Raw genomic sequence first — 21,501 nt, forward strand, 5'->3', positions numbered from 1 at the left:
ACGCGGCGAACATATTGCGGACGAGCGGGCGTCCTCGAAGGCGATCTCCTGCTGTGCCCCTATGTGAAGATCGTTGTGAAGGTGGTTGTGAACGCCTTTGCAACGATCCGCGCGTAATGCCCGCAAGCAAGGCGATCAAATAGGCAAGACCTGCACGGCATGAAGCCACGCCGCCTCATCGGGCGGCGCGGCTCTGATTAATCGGTGCGGTTTCCGTAGACGCGCCGTCAACACGCGCCCTCAACCGGCCTCAACCGGCCTCAACCGGCCTCAATCATCAACGCATCCAGCTTGAACGACCCGTCTTCCTGCACGTCGAAATACTGCCGCACTTCATCCGGCGAGCTGCGCCACAGTGACTGGATCGCCACCACGCGCGGCTCCGGCGTGCGCATGCGCGCCACCCACGAACTGAACTCGATATCGATGCGCCACCGCTCGCGAATCGACGCCTTGAAACCCGCGGCTTCGAAAAGCGCGATCCATTCGTCGGCGCGGTAATCGCGGATGTGCGAGCCGTCGCGCAACAACTCGATCGCCTGAATGTGCGTGTCGAGCAGCGGATGGTCGATTCCGGCGATGTCGATGAACAGCACCCTGCCGCCCGGCTTCAGCACGCGCCGCACTTGCGCGAGGGCGGGCGCGACGTCGTGCCAGTGATGCGCGCTCATCCGGCTGATGACCCAATCGAACGTGTGATCGTCGAACGGAAGTTGTTCGGCCGCGCCCTGCTGCGTGCGGATGTTGGCGAGGCCGCGATCCTTCGCCGCGCCTTCGACCGTGGCCAGCATCGGCGCGGCGATGTCGTAGGCGACCACTTCTTGCGCGTGCGGCGCAACCGCGAAACTCGCGTGGCCCGCGCCGCAACCCATGTCGAGCACGGTCGCGCCCGGCGTCGCGGCGATCGATTCGGCCAGCGTCCGCAGATCGGCGCCGGTTGCATGGGTCGGACTCGTCAAGTAGGCGGCGGCGGTCGAGCCGAAGGCGTCGGCGACCTGATCGTGATGCTTCATGGAGGGCTCCGTTATCTGCGTGAGTCGATGTCGATAGCGCTGAAGGCATGCCGTGTCTGCCGCCTTTCCCGTCGCTACGCCGCTACAATAGAGCCCGCCGTGTACCGGTACAAGTTAAGCAATTATTCTGGTATCTATACCACCCTCCTCACGCGCCGCCACAACGAATGACCACGCGAACCAGCACGCGAACCGGCACGCCCTCTGCCGCCGACCCTCCGCCGCCGCTCGACGCCACGCCCGCTCGCGCGCTCGGCGACTTCATCCGCGCGCATCGGGAGCGGCTGTCGCCGCAAGCGCTCGGCTTGCCGCCGGGGCCGCGCCGCCGCACGCCGGGCTTGCGTCGCGAGGAAGTGGCGCAACTGTGCGGCGTCAGCCCGACGTGGTACACGTGGATCGAGCAAGGGCGCCCGGTTTCCGCTTCCGCCGACGCACTCGCGCGCATCGCGGTCGCGCTGCAACTGTCGCGCGCCGAGCGCGCTTATCTGTTCGAACTGGCCGCGCAGCGCGATCCGGCCGAACCCGATCCGGCCGCCGCCGACGCCCCCGCCACGCTGCTCGAAACCGTGCAGCTCGTGAACGCGCCGGCGTATGTGCTCGACCGCCAGTGGAATGCGCTCGCGTGGAACGAGCGCGCCGCCGGGCTGTTCGTCGGCTGGCTGGACGGCGCGCACGACCGCAATCTGCTGCGCTACACGTTCACGGAAGCGGCGGCGCGCGAGTTGATCGTCGACTGGGAAACGCGTGCGCGGCGGCTGGCCGCCGAGTTTCGCGCCGACTCGATCCGCCATCTGAGCGACGCGCCCACGCGCGCGCTGATCGATTCGCTGACCGCCGCGAGCGACGCGTTCGCGCGCTTCTGGGCTTCGCAGGACGTGGGCGGCCGCGAAGGCGGACGGCGCGAGTTCAATCATCCGCGCGAAGGCCGCCTTGTCTACGATCAGATCACGTTCAAACCCGCGCATCGCGAAGATTTGAAGCTGGTCGTGCTGGTGCGCGAATAGACGCGGAGCTGGATGCGGAAATGGACGCGGCCATCCGCGAGGATTCGGCGGCGAACGCGGCGGCGGCGTCTGGAACGCCCGCGCCCGGTGTTAAAATCCCTGTCTTTCTTCGCCGCAGCGGCGCTTTCGCACAGCACGTGCATTCGCGTTGCCCGCCTCTTCACCGCCCGCTCTTAACTGCCCAACACCATGACGTCCCAACTGCACAAAAAAGGCGAAGCCTGGTCGGCTCGCTTCTCGGAGCCGATGTCGGAGCTTGTCAAACGCTATACGTCGTCGGTTTTCTTCGACAAGCGTCTGGCGCTCGTCGATATCGAAGGGTCGCTCGCGCACGCCTCGATGCTGGCCGCGCAAAAGATCATCGCCGCCGACGACCTCGCCGCGATCCAACGCGGCATGGCGCAGATCAAGGGTGAAATCGAGCGCGGCGAGTTCGAGTGGCAACTCGACCTGGAAGACGTGCACCTGAACATCGAGGCGCGCCTGACCGCGCTGATCGGCGACGCCGGCAAGCGCCTGCACACCGGCCGCTCGCGCAACGATCAGGTCGCGACCGACATCCGCCTGTGGCTGCGCGGCGAGATCGACCGAATCGGCGAACTGCTGAAGGAACTGCGCAGCGCGCTCCTCGACATGGCGGAGAAAAACGCGTCGACCATCATGCCTGGTTTCACGCATTTGCAGGTCGCGCAGCCGGTCACGTTCGGCCACCACCTGCTCGCGTACGTCGAAATGTTTTCGCGCGACGCCGAGCGCATGGCCGATTGCCGCAAGCGCGTGAACCGTCTGCCGCTCGGCGCGGCGGCGCTCGCGGGCACGAGCTATCCGATCGACCGTCACGCGGTCGCGAAAACGCTCGGCTTCGACGGCATCTGCGCGAATTCGCTGGATGCGGTGTCGGACCGCGACTTCGCGATCGAATTCACGGCGGCGTCGGCGCTCGTCATGACGCACATCTCGCGCTTCTCCGAAGAACTCGTGCTGTGGATGAGCCCGCGCGTCGGCTTCATCGATCTGGCGGACCGCTTCTGCACCGGTTCGTCGATCATGCCGCAAAAGAAGAACCCCGACGTGCCGGAACTCGCGCGCGGCAAGACCGGCCGCGTGAACGGCCATCTGATCGCGCTGCTCACGCTGATGAAAGGCCAGCCGCTCGCGTACAACAAGGACAATCAGGAAGACAAGGAGCCGCTGTTCGACACCGTCGACACCGTGGCGGATACGCTGCGCATCTTCGCTGAAATGGTCGCGGGCATTTCGGTCAAGCCGCAAGCCATGCGCGACGCCGCGCTGCAAGGCTTTTCCACGGCGACCGACCTCGCCGACTACCTGGTGAAACGCGGCCTGCCGTTCCGCGACGCGCACGAAGCCGTGGCGCTCGCCGTGCGCATCTGCGCGGATCGCGGCTGCGATCTCGCGGATCTCACGCTCGACGAAATGCGCAAGGAATTGCCGAACGTGGCGCATCTGATCGGCGAAGACGTGTTCTCGTATCTGACGCTCGAAGGCTCGGTCGCGAGCCGCAATCATCCGGGCGGCACCGCGCCGGAGCAGGTGCTCGCGGCGGTCAAGGCGGCCCGGCAAGCGTTGAAGTAATGCGCGGCGCGCAGGCATGGCGCGCGCATTCGGCGTGAATTCCGAAGGCGCATTGCAAGCCTGATTGCAAGCCGCATTGCAATGCAGAAAGACAGGGGCGAACTCGTTGGCGAGTTCGCCTTTTTTCTTGCGCGGGCCGCCTGTTTCCCGGGCGAACGCCGATTGAAACCCGGAGGTTTTTGACTACCATCAAGAGATGGTTCTACCCTCTGTCGTGGTCCATCATGCTCACCCGCCCGCGCTTGCCTCGCCCTCTCATTGAATGCGGCGCCGGCCGCGCCTGCCCGCGGTCGCCGCGTTTGCGCGGCATCGCGTCGATGGCGCTGTTCGCGCTTGCCGTCGCCGGCTGCACGTTCACGCCGCCAACACGTCCCACCGTTTCGACGCCCGCCGCCGCGATCAACAGCGCGACGCTCGACCAGTATCGCGACGCCGTCGCGCGACGCATTGTCGAGCGCAATCCTTCGTATGTGCTGCGCGGCAAACCGCAGGCGATGCTGCGCTCGCTCGTCGTGGTGTCGTTCACGGTCGATCGCAATGGACGCCTCGTGCAATCTTCCGTGTATCGCACGAACGGCGACGACGAAGCCGAAAGCACCGCGCTGGCCAGCTTGCGGCGCTCGGCTCCGCTACCCTTGCCGCCGGGCGCGTTGCTGAACGGCCGCGGCCAGGTCGAACTCTTCGAAGACTGGCTTTTCAACGACGACGGCAAATTCCAGCTTCGCGAACTGGCCTCGCCGCAAGCGTTGACCATCGACTGAGCGCGGCCTGGCCGATCGGCCAGCCGCCTTGCTGCGCGCACGCCGCGCTCGCTATAATTTTTCGATTCCCTCGCCGGAGCCTTCCGGCATGGCTCGGGCCGCCCGTTGATCCGCCGGCGCGGCCGCAGCCGATTGTCACGGCGCCGCGCCATCCGCGAGCGTCGCGCAAGATTCTCGTTGCGTTTGGCATGCGCGCTGATTCAGCCGTTGATTCGGCCGCATTCGCGCGCGAGCCGCGAGCCGCGAGCCGCGAACCTCGGCCTCGACGCCAGGCGCGCAACGAACCTGAACAAAGAAGCCGGCTGACCGTGCTGCCAGTCAACAATCGACCGCGTGGCGGTTCGGCGCGGCGCAATCCGGCATCACGACACAATGGAGACTTTGCATGTCCACATCGCCGATTTCCACGGCCAGGCCCAATGCGGCCGGACAGACCAATAGCGCGCGGATCATCTTCGCTAGCTTCATCGGCACCGCGATCGAGTTCTACGATTTCTATGTCTATGCGACCGCCGCCGCGCTCGTCATCGGCCCGGTGTTTTTTCCGCACGGCTCGGCGACGGCCCAGGCCTTGTCGGCCTTCGTCACGTTCGGCATCGCGTTCGTCGCGCGGCCGATCGGCTCGTTTCTGTTCGGCCACTTTGGCGACCGCATCGGCCGTAAATCGACGCTCGTCGCCTCGCTGCTCGTCATGGGCCTCTCCACCACGCTGATCGGCTTCGTGCCGGGCTACGACTCGATCGGCAGCCTTGCGCCTATCCTGTTGTGTATCCTGCGCTTCGGCCAGGGCATCGGGCTCGGCGGCGAATGGGGCGGCGCGGCGCTGCTCGCCACCGAAAATGCGCCAGCCGGCAAGCGCGGCTGGTTTGGCATGTTCCCGCAACTGGGGCCGTCAATCGGCTTTCTCGCGTCCAACGGCCTCTTCTTCGCGCTCGCGCTGTCATTGAGCGACGAGCAGTTCCGCAGTTGGGGCTGGCGCGTGCCGTTCCTCGTGAGCGCGGTGCTGGTCGCGCTCGGCCTGTACGTGCGCCTGAAGATCGCCGAGACACCGGCCTTCCAGGCAGCTATCGAGCGCAAGGAGCGCGTAAAGGTGCCAATCGCGACACTCCTGTCGCAGCATTGGTTGCCCACGCTGCTCGGCGCGCTGGCCATGGTGGTCTGCTACACGCTGTTCTATAACGCAACGACGTTTTCGCTGTCGTACGGCGTGTCGGTGCTGCACATTCCGCGGCAAACCTTTCTCGGCTTGCTGTGCATCGCAGTCGTGTTCATGGCGCTCGCCACACCGCTCTCAGCCTGGGCCAGCGACCGCTATGGCCGCAAGCCGGTGCTGATCGTCGGCATCGTGGCGGCTGTACTGTCGGGCTTCACGATGGCGCCGCTCCTCGGCAGCGGACAGACGCCGCTGGTGCTGCTGTTCCTCGTCATCGAACTGTTCCTGATGGGCGTCACGTTCGCGCCGATGGGCGCGCTCCTGCCCGAACTGTTCCCGACCAACGTGCGTTATACCGGCGCGGGCGTCGCTTATAACCTCGGCGGGATTCTCGGCGCCTCGGTCGCGCCGTATATCGCGCAGATGCTGGCCGCGCGCGGCGGGCTGCCGTGGGTGGGCGCGTATGTCTCGATCGCCGCGGCCGTCAGCATGATAGGCGTGCTGTGCATGCGCGAGACGCGCGACTCGCGGCTGATGTGACAAGCGTTGCGTAAGGCGGGCGAAAGCCTTGCCTGGCGGGGATTCGCTGGGTAAATCCCCGGTCTTGCGGACCTTTTTGACTTGCTTATACTCAAACCGAATAACCACAAGGCAAGCAGGGAGGCTCGGATGAATCTTCATCTTCACAATGCCGACGTCGTGATGATCATTGCGCTCGCACTGCTGTGTTCGTTGCTATTGGCGTTGCGCTTTCGCCCTGCCACGTGGAAAGGCATTGTCGTCGAGGCGCTGGCGGCGAACGTGGCCGCCATTACCGCAGTGGTCGCGTTCGAAATGCTGGTCGCCTGACGCTCATCGCGCGAAGCGCGCGGCGCCGCGAGTTGTTGATACTTCGCGGCGCGCGGCTATGTCGTTGCGGCCTGCTTAGCGATAGTAGTAGCCGTGATGGTAGTAGCCACCACCGCCGTAGTAATAGCCCGGCGCCGGAGCGACGATGCAGCCGCCCAGCGTGGTTGCGAGCACGGTGCCGGCGATCAGGGTCAGGATCAAGCGTTTCATATTGTTCTCCGTGGGTCAGATTCATTCGAGCATTCCCGAATGACTCGATTGGACACGACACGCGGCTCGGAGAACGTTGCCAGTTGTAAGGGAAGATCACGCGTGTGTTACACCTCCGGCGTTCTTGCGCGGATGGCGAATGGCACGAAAGCCCGTGCGCTCACAAGGCAAAGCGCGAACCACGTGAACGAGGGCGTTGGCGATCAACCAAAAGCGACAGATTTAACAACCGTGTAATGCGCGCTGGCCGAATAACAACGGCTTTTTCTTTTCAGCAGTCGTTGCGCGGAAAGCCGCGGCGAAGACCCTGAGTTCAGGCCGCGGCGGAGCCTTGCTGGATCGTGACGGCGCGTAGGCCGCCGTATACGTAGTCGATGGCTTCCAGCACCTCGCCGATGGGCGGCACCGAAAAGCCGTCGCCGACCGAGATGGAACGAAACGGCGCTTCCACGCCGCAATGCGACGGCGACGTCGCCACGAAGATCATGACCGTGGGCTTTTGCAGCGCGTGCGCGAGATGAACGAAGCCCGTGTCCGTGCCGACCACGAGCGCGCAGGCGTCGATCATTTGCGCGAGTTCGGTCACGCTCATTCTGGACAGAACTGCCGCGCCCGACACTTGCGCGGCGATCTGCTCGGCGGCGATGCGCTCGGCTTCCGAGCCCCAAGGCAAGACCACGCGAAAGCCGCGTTGCGTCAGCTCTCTACCCACGACCATCCAATGCGTGACCGGCCACTTCTTGTCGTCTTTCGATGTCGCGTGAAAAAGCGCGGCGACCGGCGCGCCCTCGCCGCGAAAGAGCGGCCTTACCGGCTCCGGCAAACGCAGGTTATAGACGGCAGGGCCTTCGGCTTCGTAGCCGAGCGCCTCGCCGGCGCTGATACGCATGCCGTGCCACGCATTGCATTGCGGACGCGGACCGAAGCGCCCCGTATAGGCAAATGCCGCGCCGCGTTCGCCCAGGTCCTGCGACTGGTAGCCGATACGCCGCGACGAGCGTGCAAGAAACGCAATGATCGCGCTCTTGTACACGCCGTGAATGTCGAGAATGTAATCGTAGCGATAGGCGCGCAGCGCCGAGATGGACGCCGCGATGGACTTGAAGTCGGCCCACCGGCGCGCCTTCTTGAAGCGCCGCAGCGGCGCGAACAGCACGCGGTCGACGCCCCTGCACCACTGTGCCACTTCGGCGAACGCTTCGTCCGCGGCCCAGTCCACCTGGACCTCGGGAAACGCGCGTTTGATATCGGCCACGACAGGCAGCGCTTGCACGATATCGCCCAGTGAGGTGACCTTGACGATAAGGACTCGCTTCATTGAGGGCCTTTGGTTGTTCAAACGTCAAACCATTTTAGCCGACGAATGGAATAGTCTTTGCTGAAAGGGCCTTCACCGCGCCCTACGATCAATACAACCCGTTACAGCACCAATCTTACGATTTGCCTTTTTACTCTATTTCAAAACACTTTCATACCGTTTTTGCCTTACGCGGATTTTGACAAATTAACGTTTTCTCATGCGAATACCATGTCTCGAACGCACACAGTTCTTTCCTCCAGGATCGCGCGTCGCATGAAACGTCTGTGGCGCCAATACGGCATCTTCTGGCTCGGCGCGATTGCGGTGGGGCTCGTCGCGGTGTTGTACACGCGGCTGATCGATTGGGGTTATGGGAAATTTCTGGCACTCGATCGCGAGCATGGATGGGCGCCGCTCATCGTCACGCCCGCGCTGAGCGCGCTCGCCGTCTGGCTCACTCGCAAGTTTTTTCGCGGCGCGGAGGGCAGCGGCATTCCGCAGGTCATCGCCACGCTGCATGCGAAACCTCGCGAATACGGCGTGCGGCTGCTGTCGTGGCGCATTCTGCTCGGCAAGATCGCAGTGTCGTTTCTTGCCATTCTCGGCGGCCTCACGATCGGCCGCGAAGGACCGACCGTGCAGGTCGGCGCGGCGCTCATGTTCAATCTGCGCAGGTTTTATCCGCGCTCGAATGCGCTGATCGAACGGCAGCTCGTGCTGGCCGGCGCGGCAGCGGGTTTGTCGGCGGCCTTCAATACGCCGCTTGCCGGCATCGTGTTCGCCATCGAAGAACTGACGCGCAGTTTCGAAGCGCGAGCGAGCGGCGTGCTGATCACCGCGATCATCATTGCAGGCGTGATCGCGCTCGGACTGAACGGCAACTACACGTACTTCGGCACCATTCAGATCGGCGCGCATTTCCCCGATCTGCTCGCGCCGGCGGTGCTCGTGACTGCGGTCGTCACGGGAGTGGCGGGTGGCGTATTCGGCTGGCTGATCCTGAATACCGCGCGTTGGATTCCGGCGCCGCTGCGTCAATTGCACGGCGAGCGGCCCGTCGCGTTCGCCGCGCTGTGCGGCTTTGTCATTGCGGTGGTCGGTTTGATCTCGGGCGGCACGACGTTCGGCAGCGGCTATGCGGAAGCGCGCGGATTGCTCGAAGGACACGAGCAACTCTCCGTGTTCTACCCGTTCCTGAAGCTGATTTCGATGGTCGGCTCATACCTTCCCGGCATTCCGGGCGGCATCTTCGCGCCGTCGCTGTCGATCGGCGCGGGCTTCGGCAATCTGCTGCACATGGTGTTCGGCTCGATGCAACTGCCGATGCTGATCGCGCTCGCCATGGTCGGCTACCTGGCGGCCGTCACGCAGTCGCCAATCACGTCGTTTGTGATCGTGATGGAGATGATCGACGGCCACGCGCTCGTGATTTCGCTGATGGCCACCGCGCTGATTGCGAGCCGCGTGGCGCGCGCTTTCGCGCCGCCGCTTTACGAGGCGCTCTCCGCGCGTTACATGGCGCCGCTGCCGGGCGCGGTGCAGGCGCCGGGGCGGGAAGCGGCTGAAGTGGCTGAAGCGGGAGAAGCGCCTGAAGCGGGAGAACCGCCGGACCTGCCCGAGGCCCCCGAAGTAGAAGCGCCCAAACCCTAAGCCGCGCTCACCCGGTTTGCTCCGGCACGCGCGCATTCACATGCGCCGCGCCGAAACTTCGGTTGCGCAGCGGCGCTGTCAGGTCTGCGGAATTTCTATCTTGACCTCGAGCACTTCGAGGTCGTCCTGGCGTTCCAGACTCACGCGGATATCGTCATCGGAAATCCGCACGTATTTCGAAATCACGGCCACCAGTTCGCGTTGCAACGCAGGCAGGTAATCGGCGGGAGCATGGCCGCCGGCGCGCTCGTGCGCGATGATCAACTGCAAGCGTTCCTTCGCTACCGACGCGGACTTCTTCTTCTCGCCCAGCAAAAACGAAAGAATCGACATAACGTGCGCTCCCCTTACTTGGTGCCGAAGAGGCGCTGCAGCAGCCCGGGCTTCTGGTAATCGGTAAAGCGAAGCGATTTCTGCTCGCCGAGAAAACGCGACACGACGTCTTTATAGGCTTCGGCCACGTCGGTGCCGTCGAGATGCACCGCCGGCAAACCCTGGTTCGACGCGTGCAGCACGGCTTCCGATTCAGGAATTACGCCGATCAGATCGATGCGCAAAATTTCCTGGATGTCGGTCAGCGACAGCATTTCGCCTTCGCTCACGCGCTTCGGGTTATAGCGCGTGATCAGCAGGTGCTCCTTGATCGGCTCCTTGCCCTCGATCGCGCGCTTGGTCTTCGACGACAGAATGCCGAGAATGCGGTCCGAGTCGCGTACCGACGACACTTCCGGGTTCGTCACGATCAGCGCTTCGTCGGCGAAATGCATGGCGAGCAGCGCGCCCGATTCGATACCGGCCGGCGAGTCGCACACGATGTATTCGAAGTCCATCGCGATCAGGTCGTTGATGACCTTCTCGACGCCTTCCATGGTCAGCGCGTCTTTATCGCGCGTCTGCGAGGCCGGCAGGATGAAGAGGTTCTCGCACTTCTTGTCCTTGATCAGCGCCTGGTTCAGATTCGCTTCGCCTTGAATCACGTTGATCAGGTCGTACACCACGCGGCGCTCGCAGCCCATGATGAGATCGAGGTTGCGCAGGCCGACGTCGAAGTCGATCACGGCGGTTTTGCTGCCACGCAATGCGAGGGCCGATGCAAAACTCGCGCTCGTGGTCGTCTTGCCCACGCCACCCTTGCCCGATGTCACCACTATGATTTTTGCCATTACCCTTACCTTGTGTTCGTCAAATGCGTCAATTATGTGCGGCCAATTCGGGTGCAAAGCGCCGCGCGCTGCGAAGCTTCGGCGCGGCGCGCTTCACTGCCTTTACGTGAGCCGCAATGGTTCGATCATCAACTTTTCGTCTTCGAGCCAGATTTGCACCGGCTTGCCGAGCACGTCGGCCGGCAGCGGGTTCTCGGTCGTCCGGTAGATGCCCGCGATCGAGATCAGTTCCGGTTCGAGACACGTGCAGAAAATACGTGCGTCGTGATTGCCTTGCACGCCGGCGAGCGCGCGCCCGCGCAACGGCGCATAAATATGGATGTTGCCTTCCGCGATGACTTCGGCGCCGTAGCTCACGAGTCCGAGCACGACCAGATCGCCCTTTGCGTAGATGCGCTGGCCGGAGCGCAACGGCTTTTCGACCACCATGGTTTGTGAAGATGTGGCGAGCCGCACGGGCTCGGCGGCGGCAGCCGGCTCCGCCGCTGCGGCAGCAGGCGCGCTCGGGCTTGCGCCCGCGCTTGCGGCTTCCGCCGCGCTCGCGGCGGGCGTGTTCGCGCGCTCTTCGTCCGCGGGTTTGGCGGCGGCGCCGCGGCGGTCGCGCGCTTCGAGCAACGGCAACGCGGACTGCGCGGCCCAGGATTGTTCCGCCTCGGCGACCACCCCGACCGGACGCATGCGCACGCTTTCGAGCAGATGCGCGATTTCGGCAAGCGGCACGCGTTCGTTGGCAGCGAGCCGGCGCACGTCGATCGCGACGACGTCGTTAGCGAAAAATTCGGGGGTCGCCTCGAAGCGCCGGGTCAGTTCGGCACGCATGGCATCGAGGTCGGTTGTCTTGACCACAAACAGAAGCGTGTCGACGGAACCGCTGCGGAGTTCGAAAAAGGGCGATTTCTTGGGCGACATAGCGTTCGGCAAAAAATTTTGCGTATTTTACAGGCGTCCACGCGTGCAGCGAGAATTTTTGCCGGACAAAGCGCGGATGATTTGCGCATGCTGCCGCGCAAAGCCGATCAGGCCGCGCCGGGCATGAACAAGCCGGGCGGGAACGCAGCGGTGGTGAGGATGGACAGACGCGGGCGGCACGCCGTTGCGCCGCTCGCCAGATCACTCGTCAAGTGCTGACGACGGGGGCGGCACGTGACGAACGAGGAGACTTTCGGCCTGCTCGGACGCGCGCTCGACGCGCCGAAGCTCGCCAGTCGGACCGAAGCCGAGCGCCTGGTAAAAGCGCATGGCGGTGCGATTGGAGTCGGCCACCCAAGCGTAGATTTCCGCGGCGCCCTGGTCGGCAAGCCAGCCGCTGGCTGTATCGACCAGCAATTCGCCGCCACGCAGATGCCGCACGGCCGGCGCGACCCACAACTCGCCGACCAATGCGCGGCGCTCCACGGTGTCTTCGACATGCGCTTCGATCAGTCCGGCCGGATGACCCTCGGTATAGAGGATGAAAATGCCGGCGCTCGACGACACCGCGTGCTCAGCGGCGACGTGCTCGAAGCTCGCGGCGTCAGCGGACAATGCGTCCTCCAACGTGGCGCCGAAGGCATAAGGCGCCTCGCGCAGCGACGCAGTGCGAAGTTCGCGAAAAACGGCGCCCTGATCAGCGGCGATACGGCGAACGGTCAATGACGGACTCATGCAGACGAAAACCCCTTGAAGCCTTAAGGCGTAGCTTTAACCGAACCGGCACGCGAGTCAAATCATTCTTTGCTGGGCTATCTTATCGCGCGCGCCGTTTCTCGCAAAGCGCGCAACGACTGCTCAGCATTCGGCGCGCCCGGCGCGATGCGCGCGATGTGATGCGAAGCCTGCCTCGTTAAGGCGCTTCGTAGCTGCCGGTGCCGTCCGGCCAGGGTGTGAGGAGTTCGTAGCCTTCGTCGGTGACGGCGATCATGTGCTCCCATTGCGCGGACAGCGAGCGGTCTTTCGTGACCACGGTCCAGCCGTCGCGCTGGACCGTGGTGCCTGCGCGGCCCGCGTTGATCATCGGTTCGATCGTGAAGACCATGCCGGGTTTCAGACGCAAGCCCTGCCCCGGCTGGCCGTAATGCAACACCTGCGGGTCTTCGTGATAGACCTTCCCGATGCCGTGGCCGCAATAGTCGCGCACGATCGAGAAGCCGTCGCGCTGCGCCACCTGCTGGATGGCGTGGCCGACATCGCCGAGCGTCGCGTCCGGCTTCACCTGGCGGATGCCCGCGAGCATCGCTTCATACGTCGTGTCGATCAGCTGGCGCGCCACCGTGCTCGGCTGGCCGACGCAATACATGCGGCTCGTGTCGCCGAAGTAGCCGTCCTTGATGATCGCCACGTCGATGTTGATGATGTCGCCGTCCTTGAGGACTTCGCTGCGGTTCGGAATGCCGTGGCATACCACCTGATTGACCGACGTGCATACCGTCTTGGGAAAGCCCAGATAGCCGACGTTCGCCGGAATCGACTTTTGCGTGTTGACGATGTAGTCGTTGCACAGTGCGTCCAGCTCGTCGGTGGAGACACCGGCCTTCACGTGCTCGCCGATCATCGCCAGCACGTCGGCCGCGAGGCGACCGGAGATGCGCAGCCTGGCGATGTCGTCGGGAGTCTTGTAGGTAATGGCCATGAATTCGGTCGTTGGGGTTCGAAGATGGATCGAGGTTCGATCGAACGGCCAATTGTACAGAGGATCGGCGGGAGGCCCGCGTAAAGCGGGCGGTTGGGGATGGTGGGGGCGTCGTAGTGTCGATTTCGCGCGGGCGGCGGGAAGTTAGTAAAACTGAGGAATTCGGGTTCGCCGCTTCAAACCCGCAGCCCGAGCGGATCGCTCATGGTTTGAGGCGGTGCTTTTTACGCTATGAAGCTATGAAGTTGCGAAGCACGCCCAAGCCGAACGACCATCTCTTCGACGATGCCGCAAAAGTCGTCCGGCTGCTCGAGCATCATCATGTGGCCGACGTCCTTCTGAATAACGTAGTCCCGCGCGACTGCCCGCACCCAGTCCGGCACGTCCCAGCCGGACGCCGAACGCTCGCCCGCGAGCAGAAACAGCGGTGTCCCACACTCGACGACCGAGCGGACCCGCGCCAGATAAGCGGAGTCGCCGGTCTCCTTCACGACCGCGCGCGCCATCGCCCGAATCGTCTCGGGCGGCTGGTTGGCGAGCGCCTCGCGCGCCCATTCGACGCGCTGCGGCGTGAGCGCAATGCCGCCGTTCGCGAGCCACTTTTCGGGATCGGCGACGAGCCGCGCGTGCTCGGCGTGCCATGCCTCGTCGGAAAGAGCGGCTATCTTGCGACACCAGAACGCGTCGGCGAGCGTGAAATTCCCTTCGACATTAATGACGCCGCGCACGCGCTCGGGCGCCGCTTGCGCAGCGAGCATGGCAATCGCGCCGCCGACGCTGTGTCCGAGCAGCACGCACGGCTCGCCGACCTGTTCATCGAGATAGCGCACGACGTGCGCGACCTGACTCGCGAGCGTGATCACGGGCTCGCGCGTGTCTTTCAGGCGACCGTAGCCGATCAGGTCTGGCGTATGGACGGCGACGGCGCGGATGCGCTCGTGCGGCGCGTAAAAATTCAACGAGCCCATGAGGCCGTGAATCATGACCAACGGCGCGGCTTTTTTCATGTCGTGCTCGCGGGTCCCGAAAGGCACAAGAACAAAAAGCAAAAACCCCACAAGTCTTGCAACTTGCGGGGTTTTCTAAATTTGGCGGAAAGGGTGAGATTCGAACTCACGGTACCCCTAAAGGTACACTGGATTTCGAGTCCAGCGCATTCGACCACTCTGCCACCTTTCCGGTTTTTCCGACTCGCCACAGTGAAGCGGTTTTGTCAGATCCAAGCGGGTCTCTGCTTGGGAGAGAAAGATTATAGAACAGCCAATCCAGATTTCCAAGCCCCTCGTCAAATAAATTTCAAAGAAGATCGCATTGACGATTGCGAGGAAACCCGGCGACCGTGCCGCGGACCACATCGGCATCAGCACGGCCTCAGTCGAGGCAGCCGGTCAGGCGCCCGGCACTTCCAAACGTTCGACGCCGCCCAGATACGGCCGCAGCGCCGCCGGCACGGTCACCGAACCATCGGCGTTCTGGAAGTTCTCCAGCACCGCGACCAGCGTGCGCCCGACAGCCAGGCCCGAGCCGTTCAGCGTATGCACCAGCTCCGGCTTGCCTTGCGCGTTGCGATAACGCGCCTGCATCCGGCGAGCCTGGAACGACTCGGTATTCGAACAGCTCGAAATTTCGCGATACGTGTTCTGCGCCGGCAACCACACTTCGAGGTCATAGGTCTTCGTTGCCGAGAAACCCATGTCGCCCGTGCACAGCGTGATCACTCTGTACGGCAACTCGAGCTTCTGCAGAATCGTCTCAGCGTGCATGACCATCTGCTCCAACGCGTCATACGACGTTTCCGGCGCGACGATCTGCACCATCTCGACCTTGTCGAACTGATGCTGACGGATCATGCCGCGCGTGTCGCGTCCGTATGAGCCCGCTTCCGAGCGGAAGCACGGCGAATGCGCGGTCAGCTTGATCGGCAAAGCGTCTGCTTCCACGATGCTGTCGCGCACCGTGTTCGTCAGCGAAATTTCCGATGTAGAAATCAGATATTGCGTAACCGTGTTTTCGCCGCCGCCCTTCTCGACGCGGAACATGTCGTCCGCGAATTTGGGCAATTGGCCGGTGCCGTACAGAATTTCCGGATTCACGATGTACGGCGTGTAGATCTCGGTATAGCCATGCTGTTGCGTGTGCGTGTCGATCATGAACTGCGCGAGCGCGCGATGCAGCCGCGCGATCTGCCCGCGCAGCATCGTGAAGCGCGCGCCCGAGAGCTTCGCGCCGGTCTCGAAATCGAGGCCGAGCGGCGCGCCGACATCCACGTGGTCTTTCACTTCGAAGTCGAACTGGCGCGGCGTGCCCCAGCGGCGCACCTCGACGTTATCCGCTTCTTCGCGGCCAACGGGCACGCTCTCGTGCGGCAGATTCGGCACGCCGAGCAAAAGATCCGACAGACGCTTCTGAATGTCGTCCAGCTTCGCGGCCGAAGCCTTCATCTCGTCGCCGATGCCGCCGACTTCGGCCATCACCGCCGACGTGTCTTCGCCCCGCCCTTTCATCGCGCCGATCTGCTTCGACAGGCTGTTGCGGCGCGCCTGCATTTCTTCGGTGCGGGTCTGGGTATCGCGGCGTTCCGCTTCGAGCGCGGTGAAGGCCGCCACGTCGAGGGTATAGCCGCGGTCGGCGAGGCGCCTGGCGACGCCGTCGAGGTCTTTGCGCAGCAACTGGATGTCGAGCATGGGATGGGGCGGTATTCGTTGTGTGAAGAGGGGATTTTAGCGCACCGGCGCGGCCGGATTGAAGCAACGGCACGGGCGCATTGCAATACGCGCGACGCGCCCGGCGGCGTCAACCCTTCTTCGGCTTGTTCTCGCTGCGCCATTGGGCGTCGAGTTCGGCAAGACGCGCCATCTTGTCGCCGATCTTGCCTTCGAGACCGCGCGGCGTCGGCGCGTACCAATGTGGATCGCGCATGTTCTCCGGCAGATAGGTTTCGCCGGCCGCGTAGGCGTCGGGTTCGTCGTGCGCGTAGCGATATTCGTGGCCGTAGCCGAGTTCCTTCATGAGCTTCGTCGGCGCATTGCGCAGATGCACCGGCACTCCGCGCGACTTGTCCTTGCTCACGAAGCGGCGCGCTTCGTTATATGCGTTGTAACCGGCATTCGACTTCGGCGCGACCGCCAGATAGATGATCGCCTGCGCGAGCGCCAGTTCGCCCTCGGGCGTGCCGAGGCGCTCGTAGGTCTCGGCGGCGTCGAGTGCGATGCGCGCCGCGCGAGGGTCGGCGAGACCGATGTCCTCCCACGCCATGCGCACGATGCGGCGCGCCAGATAGCGCGGGTCCGCCCCGCCGTCGAGCATGCGGCAGAACCAGTAGAGCGCGCCGTCCGGGCTGCTGCCGCGCACCGATTTATGCAGCGCGCTGATCTGGTCGTAGAAGGCGTCGCCGCCCTTGTCGAAGCGCCGCAGATTCTCGGCGAGCGCGCTGCCGAGCAACGCGCCGTCGATCTCCGTCTTCTTCTGCTGCGACGCCGCGCGCGCGACGATTTCCAGGTTGTTCAGGAGCTTGCGGCCGTCGCCGTCGGCGGAACCGATCAGCGCGTCGCGCGCTTCGTCCGTGAACGTGAGGCCGCCCAGTTCCTGCTGCGCGCGTTCGAGCAGTTCGCCCTGCTCTTCGTCGGTGAGACTTTTGAGCACGTAGACCGCGGCCCGCGACAGCAACGCGCTATTCACCTCGAACGACGGATTCTCGGTCGTCGCGCCGATGAACACGAACAGCCCCGACTCCACGTGCGGCAAGAACGCGTCTTGCTGACTCTTGTTGAAGCGGTGCACTTCGTCGACGAACACGAGCGTCTGATGCCCGTTCGCGCGATGAATCTGCGCGGTCTCGACCGCCTCGCGAATGTCCTTCACGCCCGAGAGCACCGCCGAGAGCGCGATGAACTCGGCGTGAAACGCGTCCGCCATGAGTCGCGCGAGCGTGGTCTTGCCGACGCCGGGCGGGCCCCAGAGAATCATCGAATGCGCTTCACCGGATTCGAACGCGACCCTGAGCGGCTTGTTCGGGCCGAGCAGGTGCTTCTGGCCAATGACTTCGTCGATATTGCGTGGCCGCAGACGTTCGGCGAGCGGGATATTGGCGCGGGTTTCTTCGAACATGACTTTTTTGGGGATAATCTCGGCTTTTCCACACGCGGTCCGCGCGATGGAACGAGGCCGGCGCAAAGGCGCGGGCGACGTCTCGCATTATGACAGCGACGGCGTTTCGACGAGCGCGGCGCATTTCCGGCCGCACGCGAAGCAGGCCGCAAGGGCCGGACGCAAGGCCGCCCCAGGCGCGAACACAAGCTCACACGCAACACAACAGAAACACGATTCAGGGATAAGACCAGATGGCACAAGACCCACTCGCCGGCGACGCCGGTTCCACCTACGCGCCGCTCACGCCCGTGCCCGATTCGCGCCGCGCCTTCCGCACCGGCGATGCGTTCGCGCTCTGGTTCTCGCTCGGCATCGGCCTGCTCGTCGCGCAAGCGGGCGCGCTGCTGGTGCCGGGACTCTCGCTGCCGCATGCGTTGCTGGCCATCGCGACCGGCAGCGCGATCGGCGTCGTGCTGCTCGCTCTCGCGGGCGTGGTCGGCACGGACACGGGGCTCGCGGCCATGTCGTCGCTGCGTCCGACGCTCGGCGTGCGCGGCGCGTCGGTGCCCGCGGTGCTGAACGCGGTGCAACTGGTCGGCTGGGGCTCGTTCGAAGTGATCGTGATGCGCGATTCCGCCGACGCCCTCGCCAAACAGGCGTTCGGTCTTTCCATACCGCTCGTCTGGACCATCGTCTTCGGAGTGCTCGCGACGCTGCTCGCGATCAGCGGGCCGCTTTCGTTCGTGCGGCGCTTCCTGCGCACGTGGGGCATCTGGCTGCTGCTCGCGGGCGCGGGCTGGCTCACGTGGAGTCTGCTCGCGCAGCACGATCTCCTCGCGATGATGCGCCGACCCGGCACCGGCGAGATGTCGTTCGGCGGCGCGATCGACCTCGTGGTCGCCATGCCGCTCTCGTGGCTGCCGTTGATCGCGGACTACACGCGCTTCGGCCGGCGCCCCGGCGAGACGTTTCGCGGCACGCTGCTCGGCTACGGCATTGCCAATCTCTGGTTCTATGGGTTGGGCGCGATCTACGGTCTCGCCGCGGGCGGCGGCGATGCGCTGCTGACGAGCGCGCTCGCGCAAGCCGGCGGCGGCCTCGCGCTGCTGCTGGTGCTGATCGACGAAGTGGACAATGCATTCGCCGACATTCATTCGGCGGCCGTTTCGACCGGCACGTTCTGGGCGCGCGGCAGCGTGCCGATGCTCTCGGCGGCATTCGGCGCGCTCTGCACGCTGATCGCGCTCGCCGTGCCGATGGCGAAGTACCAGAACTTCCTGCTGCTGATCGGCTCGGTGTTCGCGCCGCTCTTCGGCGTCGTGCTGGTGGATCATTTCATCGTGCGCAAGCGCCGCATTGAAGCCGCGATGCTCGCCGATGTGCGCGGCCGCTACGGCTTTTCGGGCGGCTGGCATCTGAGCGCGTTCATCGCGTGGGCGATCGGCATTGCCGCTTATCAGGCGATCAACCAGTGGCTGCCGAATCTCGGCGCGACGTTGCCCGCGCTGGCGATCGGCGCGGCGTGCTATCTGGCGTTCGTGTCGGTTCGGAAAACCGCTTACGCGTGAGATCGGGGCTTGGCGTGGGGAGGAAAGGCCTGATTGCCCCGCTGAATTCGGCGGACTCCTTGCTGGGATCTTGCTCACTCCGAAGTCACGCCGGGTATCGATGTCTTCGGAACGAGAAGTCTTGAGGGACTCAGGCCGGCGGGATCATGAAAACAATCATCCCGAGAAGCCGTCAGGCACACTAAATAATATTTAGTGATTCGAATTATTACTTTCTGATGGGCTACATTTCAACTGCCTTCCGGCGTCCATTGCTTTGCCAATGCTGTGTATCTGGCGCCTATCAACGCCCACGGCATATGCGTCTCGACGGCAGTTGGGCAATGTCGGCCACGGTTTTGAAATGCGCCCAAACGTGTCCCTGGCATTGATCAAGTAGCAGGAGCATATTCGCAGGCCTTTTTGCCAGACACGCTACCTCACCGCAACCACTCCCGCAGCCCACTCATCTCCCCGACGTTCGATACTCGACGCCCGGCAGCACACACAACATCTCGAACGCGAGATTCGCGGCGAGAAGCGCCGTCGTGCCGAACGGATCGTATGGCGGCGCCACTTCCACCAGATCGCAGCCGACAATATTCAAGCCGCGCGCGCCGCGAATGATTTCGAGCGCTTGCGGCACCGTCAGCCCGGCAATTTCCGGCGTGCCCGTGCCCGGCGCGAAGGCCGGATCGATCCCGTCGATGTCGAACGTGATGTAGACCGGACCGTCGCCCATGCGCTCGCGCACGCGCGCCATCAACGGTGCAAGCGACTGGTTCCAGCACGCCTCCGCCTGCACGACCTCGAAGCCCTGATCGCGGCACCAGTCGAAGTCTTCCGCCGCGTAACCCGTGCCGCGCAAGCCGATCTGCACGACGCGCCCGCAATCGAGCAGGCCCTCCTCCACCGCGCGACGAAACGGCGTGCCGTGCGCGATTTTCTCGCCCATCATCGTGTCGTTGACGTCGGCGTGCGCGTCCACATGAATCAGCCCGACCTTGCCGTGCTTGCGATGAATCGCGCGCAGGATCGGCAACGCAATGGTGTGATCGCCGCCGAGCGTGACCGGCTTGCAATCGTGCTGGAGGATCTCGTCGTACGCGGTTTCGATGCGCGCGATCGAATCGTGCAGGTTGTACGGGTTGATCGCCACATCGCCGAGATCGGCCACGCGCAGCGAATCGAACGGCGCCGCGCGCGTCGCCATGTTGTACGGGCGCAGCAGCACCGATTCGCTGCGGATCTGGCGCGGCCCGAAGCGCGCGCCGGTGCGGTTGGACGTGCCGAGATCGAATGGCACGCCGACGAAACAGGCGTGAAATCCCGCGGCCGAGCCGACGTTCGGCAGCCGCATCATCGTCGCGATGCCGCCGCAGCGCGGCATGGTGTTGCCGGACAGCGGCTGCGGCCGTTCGCCGGCTTCGGGAGAGACAAAGGAAGAAGTATTCATCGTGACTTGGCAATGAGAATGCGCAGCAAGTGAACGCTGCAATCCGGCTCGGAAAAACCGTCAGAACGGCGCGTCGCCGGGACGAATTCTCATTGTTGAGCAGACTTCGCGAACATTAAATAGCCGCAAACCCATCTTCACATCGCTTTCTGTCGATGTATGCTGACGCATGTTCTCCCAACTCACCGACCTCGATTTGCGGCTGATCCGCGTGTTTCTCGCCATCGTCGACGCGGGCGGCGTGTCGCCGGCCCAGGCCACGCTCAACATCGGCCAGTCGACCATCAGCACGCAACTCGCCACGCTGGAAACGCGCCTGGGTTACCGGCTCTGCGAACGCGGCCGCGGCGGCTTCCGCCTGACCGCGCGCGGCGAACAGTTTGTCGATGCCGCTCGTGCGCTGCTCGGCGCCGTGGACAATTTCGGCGTGCAGGCGCGCAACGTGGGGCGCAAGCTGGTCGGCACGCTCGACATCGGCATGATCGGGCATACGCCGGTGGCGGCGAGCGCGCGCATTAGCGACGCGATCGGCCGGTTTCGCTCGCGCGATCAGTCGGTGCGTTTCTCGATTCTGGTGCGCTCGCCGGGTGAGCTTGAAGAGCTGCTGCTCAATGGCCGGATTCAGGTCGGCATTGGCTATTTCTGGCATCGCGTGCCGTCGCTCGAATACACCGAGGTGTTCGCCGAAGATCAATTCGCGTACTGCGCGAAAGGGCATCCGCTCTTCGCTTCAGCCGGCGACGTCTCGCCGGCGCAAGCCGCGGCTCACGAATGGGCGTGGCGCAGCTATCCGCTGCCCGAAGCGGACAGTTCGACGACGCCGCGCCATGTCACCGCTGTCGCGGACAACATGGAAGCCGTCGCGATGCTGGTGCTTTCCGGGCATCATCTGGGTTATTTGCCGGGGCATTTTGCGGCGCCGTTTGTCGAACAGGGGCTGCTCGCCGCGTTGAATCCGGCGCTCATGCGATACCGCGTCACGTTTCATATGGTCACGCGTGCGCGGCAGCATCGCACGGATATTGTCGAAGCGTTTATCGACGACATGGAGGCCGCGCACGCGCTCGAAGTCAGGCAAGCTTGACGCGAGCCGCGATAAAAA

20 protein-coding genes and 1 tRNA gene are annotated in these 21,501 nt (G+C 64.1%); 8 read left to right on the forward strand and 13 right to left on the reverse strand.

Going from position 1 to position 21,501, the window contains the following annotated elements; translation table 11 throughout:
- Window positions 1-260 precede the first annotated feature (260 nt).
- Complete coding sequence (locus VOM14_RS16595) at window positions 261-1,013, reverse strand: class I SAM-dependent methyltransferase (RefSeq protein ID WP_327629804.1); 753 nt, start codon at window positions 1,011-1,013, stop codon at window positions 261-263.
- Window positions 1,014-1,180: 167 nt separating this feature from the next.
- Between VOM14_RS16595 and VOM14_RS16600 the strand changes: the two genes are divergently transcribed.
- The 5 genes from VOM14_RS16600 to VOM14_RS16620 all read left to right on the forward strand — a co-directional run bounded on the left by VOM14_RS16600 (window position 1,181) and on the right by VOM14_RS16620 (window position 6,376).
- Window positions 1,181-2,017: a helix-turn-helix transcriptional regulator gene (locus VOM14_RS16600; RefSeq protein WP_327629805.1), complete on the forward strand. Its 837-nt coding sequence runs from the start codon at window positions 1,181-1,183 to the stop codon at window positions 2,015-2,017.
- A gap of 189 nt (window positions 2,018-2,206) precedes the next feature.
- Entirely contained in the window at window positions 2,207-3,613 is a 1,407-nt protein-coding gene (argH, locus tag VOM14_RS16605; protein ID WP_327629806.1) for an argininosuccinate lyase, read from the forward strand.
- Between the two features lie 224 nt (window positions 3,614-3,837).
- A complete protein-coding gene (locus VOM14_RS16610) occupies window positions 3,838-4,374 on the forward strand; it encodes a TonB family protein (protein WP_442955552.1) in 537 nt (178 codons plus the stop codon).
- A 385-nt stretch (window positions 4,375-4,759) separates the two neighbouring features.
- Complete coding sequence (locus tag VOM14_RS16615; RefSeq protein ID WP_327629808.1) at window positions 4,760-6,067, forward strand: MFS transporter; 1,308 nt, start codon at window positions 4,760-4,762, stop codon at window positions 6,065-6,067.
- 129 nt (window positions 6,068-6,196) lie between these two features.
- On the forward strand, window positions 6,197-6,376 hold the full coding sequence (locus VOM14_RS16620) for a hypothetical protein (RefSeq protein ID WP_327629809.1): 180 nt from the start codon (window positions 6,197-6,199) through the stop codon (window positions 6,374-6,376).
- A 75-nt stretch (window positions 6,377-6,451) separates the two neighbouring features.
- On the opposite strand, the gene VOM14_RS16625 is transcribed toward VOM14_RS16620, so the two are convergent.
- Window positions 6,452-6,586 carry a hypothetical protein gene (locus VOM14_RS16625; protein ID WP_327629810.1) on the reverse strand — a complete coding sequence of 45 codons (135 nt, stop codon included), beginning with the start codon at window positions 6,584-6,586 and terminating at the stop codon, window positions 6,452-6,454.
- 313 nt (window positions 6,587-6,899) lie between these two features.
- A complete protein-coding gene (gene waaC / locus VOM14_RS16630; RefSeq protein ID WP_327629811.1) occupies window positions 6,900-7,904 on the reverse strand; it encodes a lipopolysaccharide heptosyltransferase I in 1,005 nt (334 codons plus the stop codon).
- 210 nt (window positions 7,905-8,114) lie between these two features.
- Here waaC and VOM14_RS16635 point away from each other — a divergent pair, with 210 nt between their 5' ends.
- Window positions 8,115-9,536 (forward strand): chloride channel protein, encoded by a 1,422-nt coding sequence (locus VOM14_RS16635; protein WP_327629812.1) that lies wholly within the window; start codon window positions 8,115-8,117, stop codon window positions 9,534-9,536.
- Between the two features lie 78 nt (window positions 9,537-9,614).
- Here the strand turns inward: VOM14_RS16635 and minE are convergent, their stop codons facing one another.
- The 9 genes from minE to VOM14_RS16680 form a co-directional block, all read right to left on the reverse strand.
- Window positions 9,615-9,869 (reverse strand): cell division topological specificity factor MinE, encoded by a 255-nt coding sequence (gene minE, locus VOM14_RS16640; RefSeq protein ID WP_006048489.1) that lies wholly within the window; start codon window positions 9,867-9,869, stop codon window positions 9,615-9,617.
- Window positions 9,870-9,883: 14 nt separating this feature from the next.
- Window positions 9,884-10,699, reverse strand: coding sequence for a septum site-determining protein MinD (gene minD / locus VOM14_RS16645; RefSeq protein WP_007175863.1), 816 nt, complete (start codon window positions 10,697-10,699; stop codon window positions 9,884-9,886).
- A gap of 102 nt (window positions 10,700-10,801) precedes the next feature.
- A complete protein-coding gene (minC, locus tag VOM14_RS16650; protein ID WP_327629814.1) occupies window positions 10,802-11,608 on the reverse strand; it encodes a septum site-determining protein MinC in 807 nt (268 codons plus the stop codon).
- Window positions 11,609-11,809: 201 nt separating this feature from the next.
- Complete coding sequence (locus VOM14_RS16655; RefSeq protein ID WP_327629815.1) at window positions 11,810-12,343, reverse strand: GNAT family N-acetyltransferase; 534 nt, start codon at window positions 12,341-12,343, stop codon at window positions 11,810-11,812.
- Between the two features lie 178 nt (window positions 12,344-12,521).
- Entirely contained in the window at window positions 12,522-13,307 is a 786-nt protein-coding gene (gene map, locus VOM14_RS16660) for a type I methionyl aminopeptidase (protein WP_327629816.1), read from the reverse strand.
- Window positions 13,308-13,531: 224 nt separating this feature from the next.
- The gene (locus VOM14_RS16665) at window positions 13,532-14,314 is read right to left on the reverse strand and encodes an alpha/beta fold hydrolase (RefSeq protein ID WP_327629817.1); all 783 of its coding nucleotides are present in this window, start codon (window positions 14,312-14,314) and stop codon (window positions 13,532-13,534) included.
- 82 nt (window positions 14,315-14,396) lie between these two features.
- Window positions 14,397-14,486, reverse strand: a tRNA-Ser gene (locus VOM14_RS16670).
- A gap of 209 nt (window positions 14,487-14,695) precedes the next feature.
- On the reverse strand, window positions 14,696-15,991 hold the full coding sequence (gene serS, locus VOM14_RS16675) for a serine--tRNA ligase (protein ID WP_327629818.1): 1,296 nt from the start codon (window positions 15,989-15,991) through the stop codon (window positions 14,696-14,698).
- Window positions 15,992-16,100: 109 nt separating this feature from the next.
- A complete protein-coding gene (locus VOM14_RS16680) occupies window positions 16,101-17,414 on the reverse strand; it encodes a replication-associated recombination protein A (protein WP_327629819.1) in 1,314 nt (437 codons plus the stop codon).
- A gap of 233 nt (window positions 17,415-17,647) precedes the next feature.
- Between VOM14_RS16680 and cytX the strand changes: the two genes are divergently transcribed.
- Window positions 17,648-18,964, forward strand: coding sequence for a putative hydroxymethylpyrimidine transporter CytX (gene cytX / locus VOM14_RS16685; RefSeq protein ID WP_327629820.1), 1,317 nt, complete (start codon window positions 17,648-17,650; stop codon window positions 18,962-18,964).
- A gap of 445 nt (window positions 18,965-19,409) precedes the next feature.
- On the opposite strand, the gene speB is transcribed toward cytX, so the two are convergent.
- Complete coding sequence (gene speB / locus VOM14_RS16690) at window positions 19,410-20,399, reverse strand: agmatinase (RefSeq protein ID WP_327629821.1); 990 nt, start codon at window positions 20,397-20,399, stop codon at window positions 19,410-19,412.
- Window positions 20,400-20,568: 169 nt separating this feature from the next.
- On the opposite strand from speB, the gene VOM14_RS16695 reads away from it, so the two are divergent.
- Entirely contained in the window at window positions 20,569-21,483 is a 915-nt protein-coding gene (locus VOM14_RS16695; protein ID WP_327629822.1) for a LysR family transcriptional regulator, read from the forward strand.
- The last annotated feature ends 18 nt before the right edge of the window (window positions 21,484-21,501 follow it).

This window comes from Paraburkholderia sp. MPAMCS5 (assembly GCF_036016995.1).
Classification (GTDB): Bacteria; Pseudomonadota; Gammaproteobacteria; order Burkholderiales; family Burkholderiaceae; genus Paraburkholderia.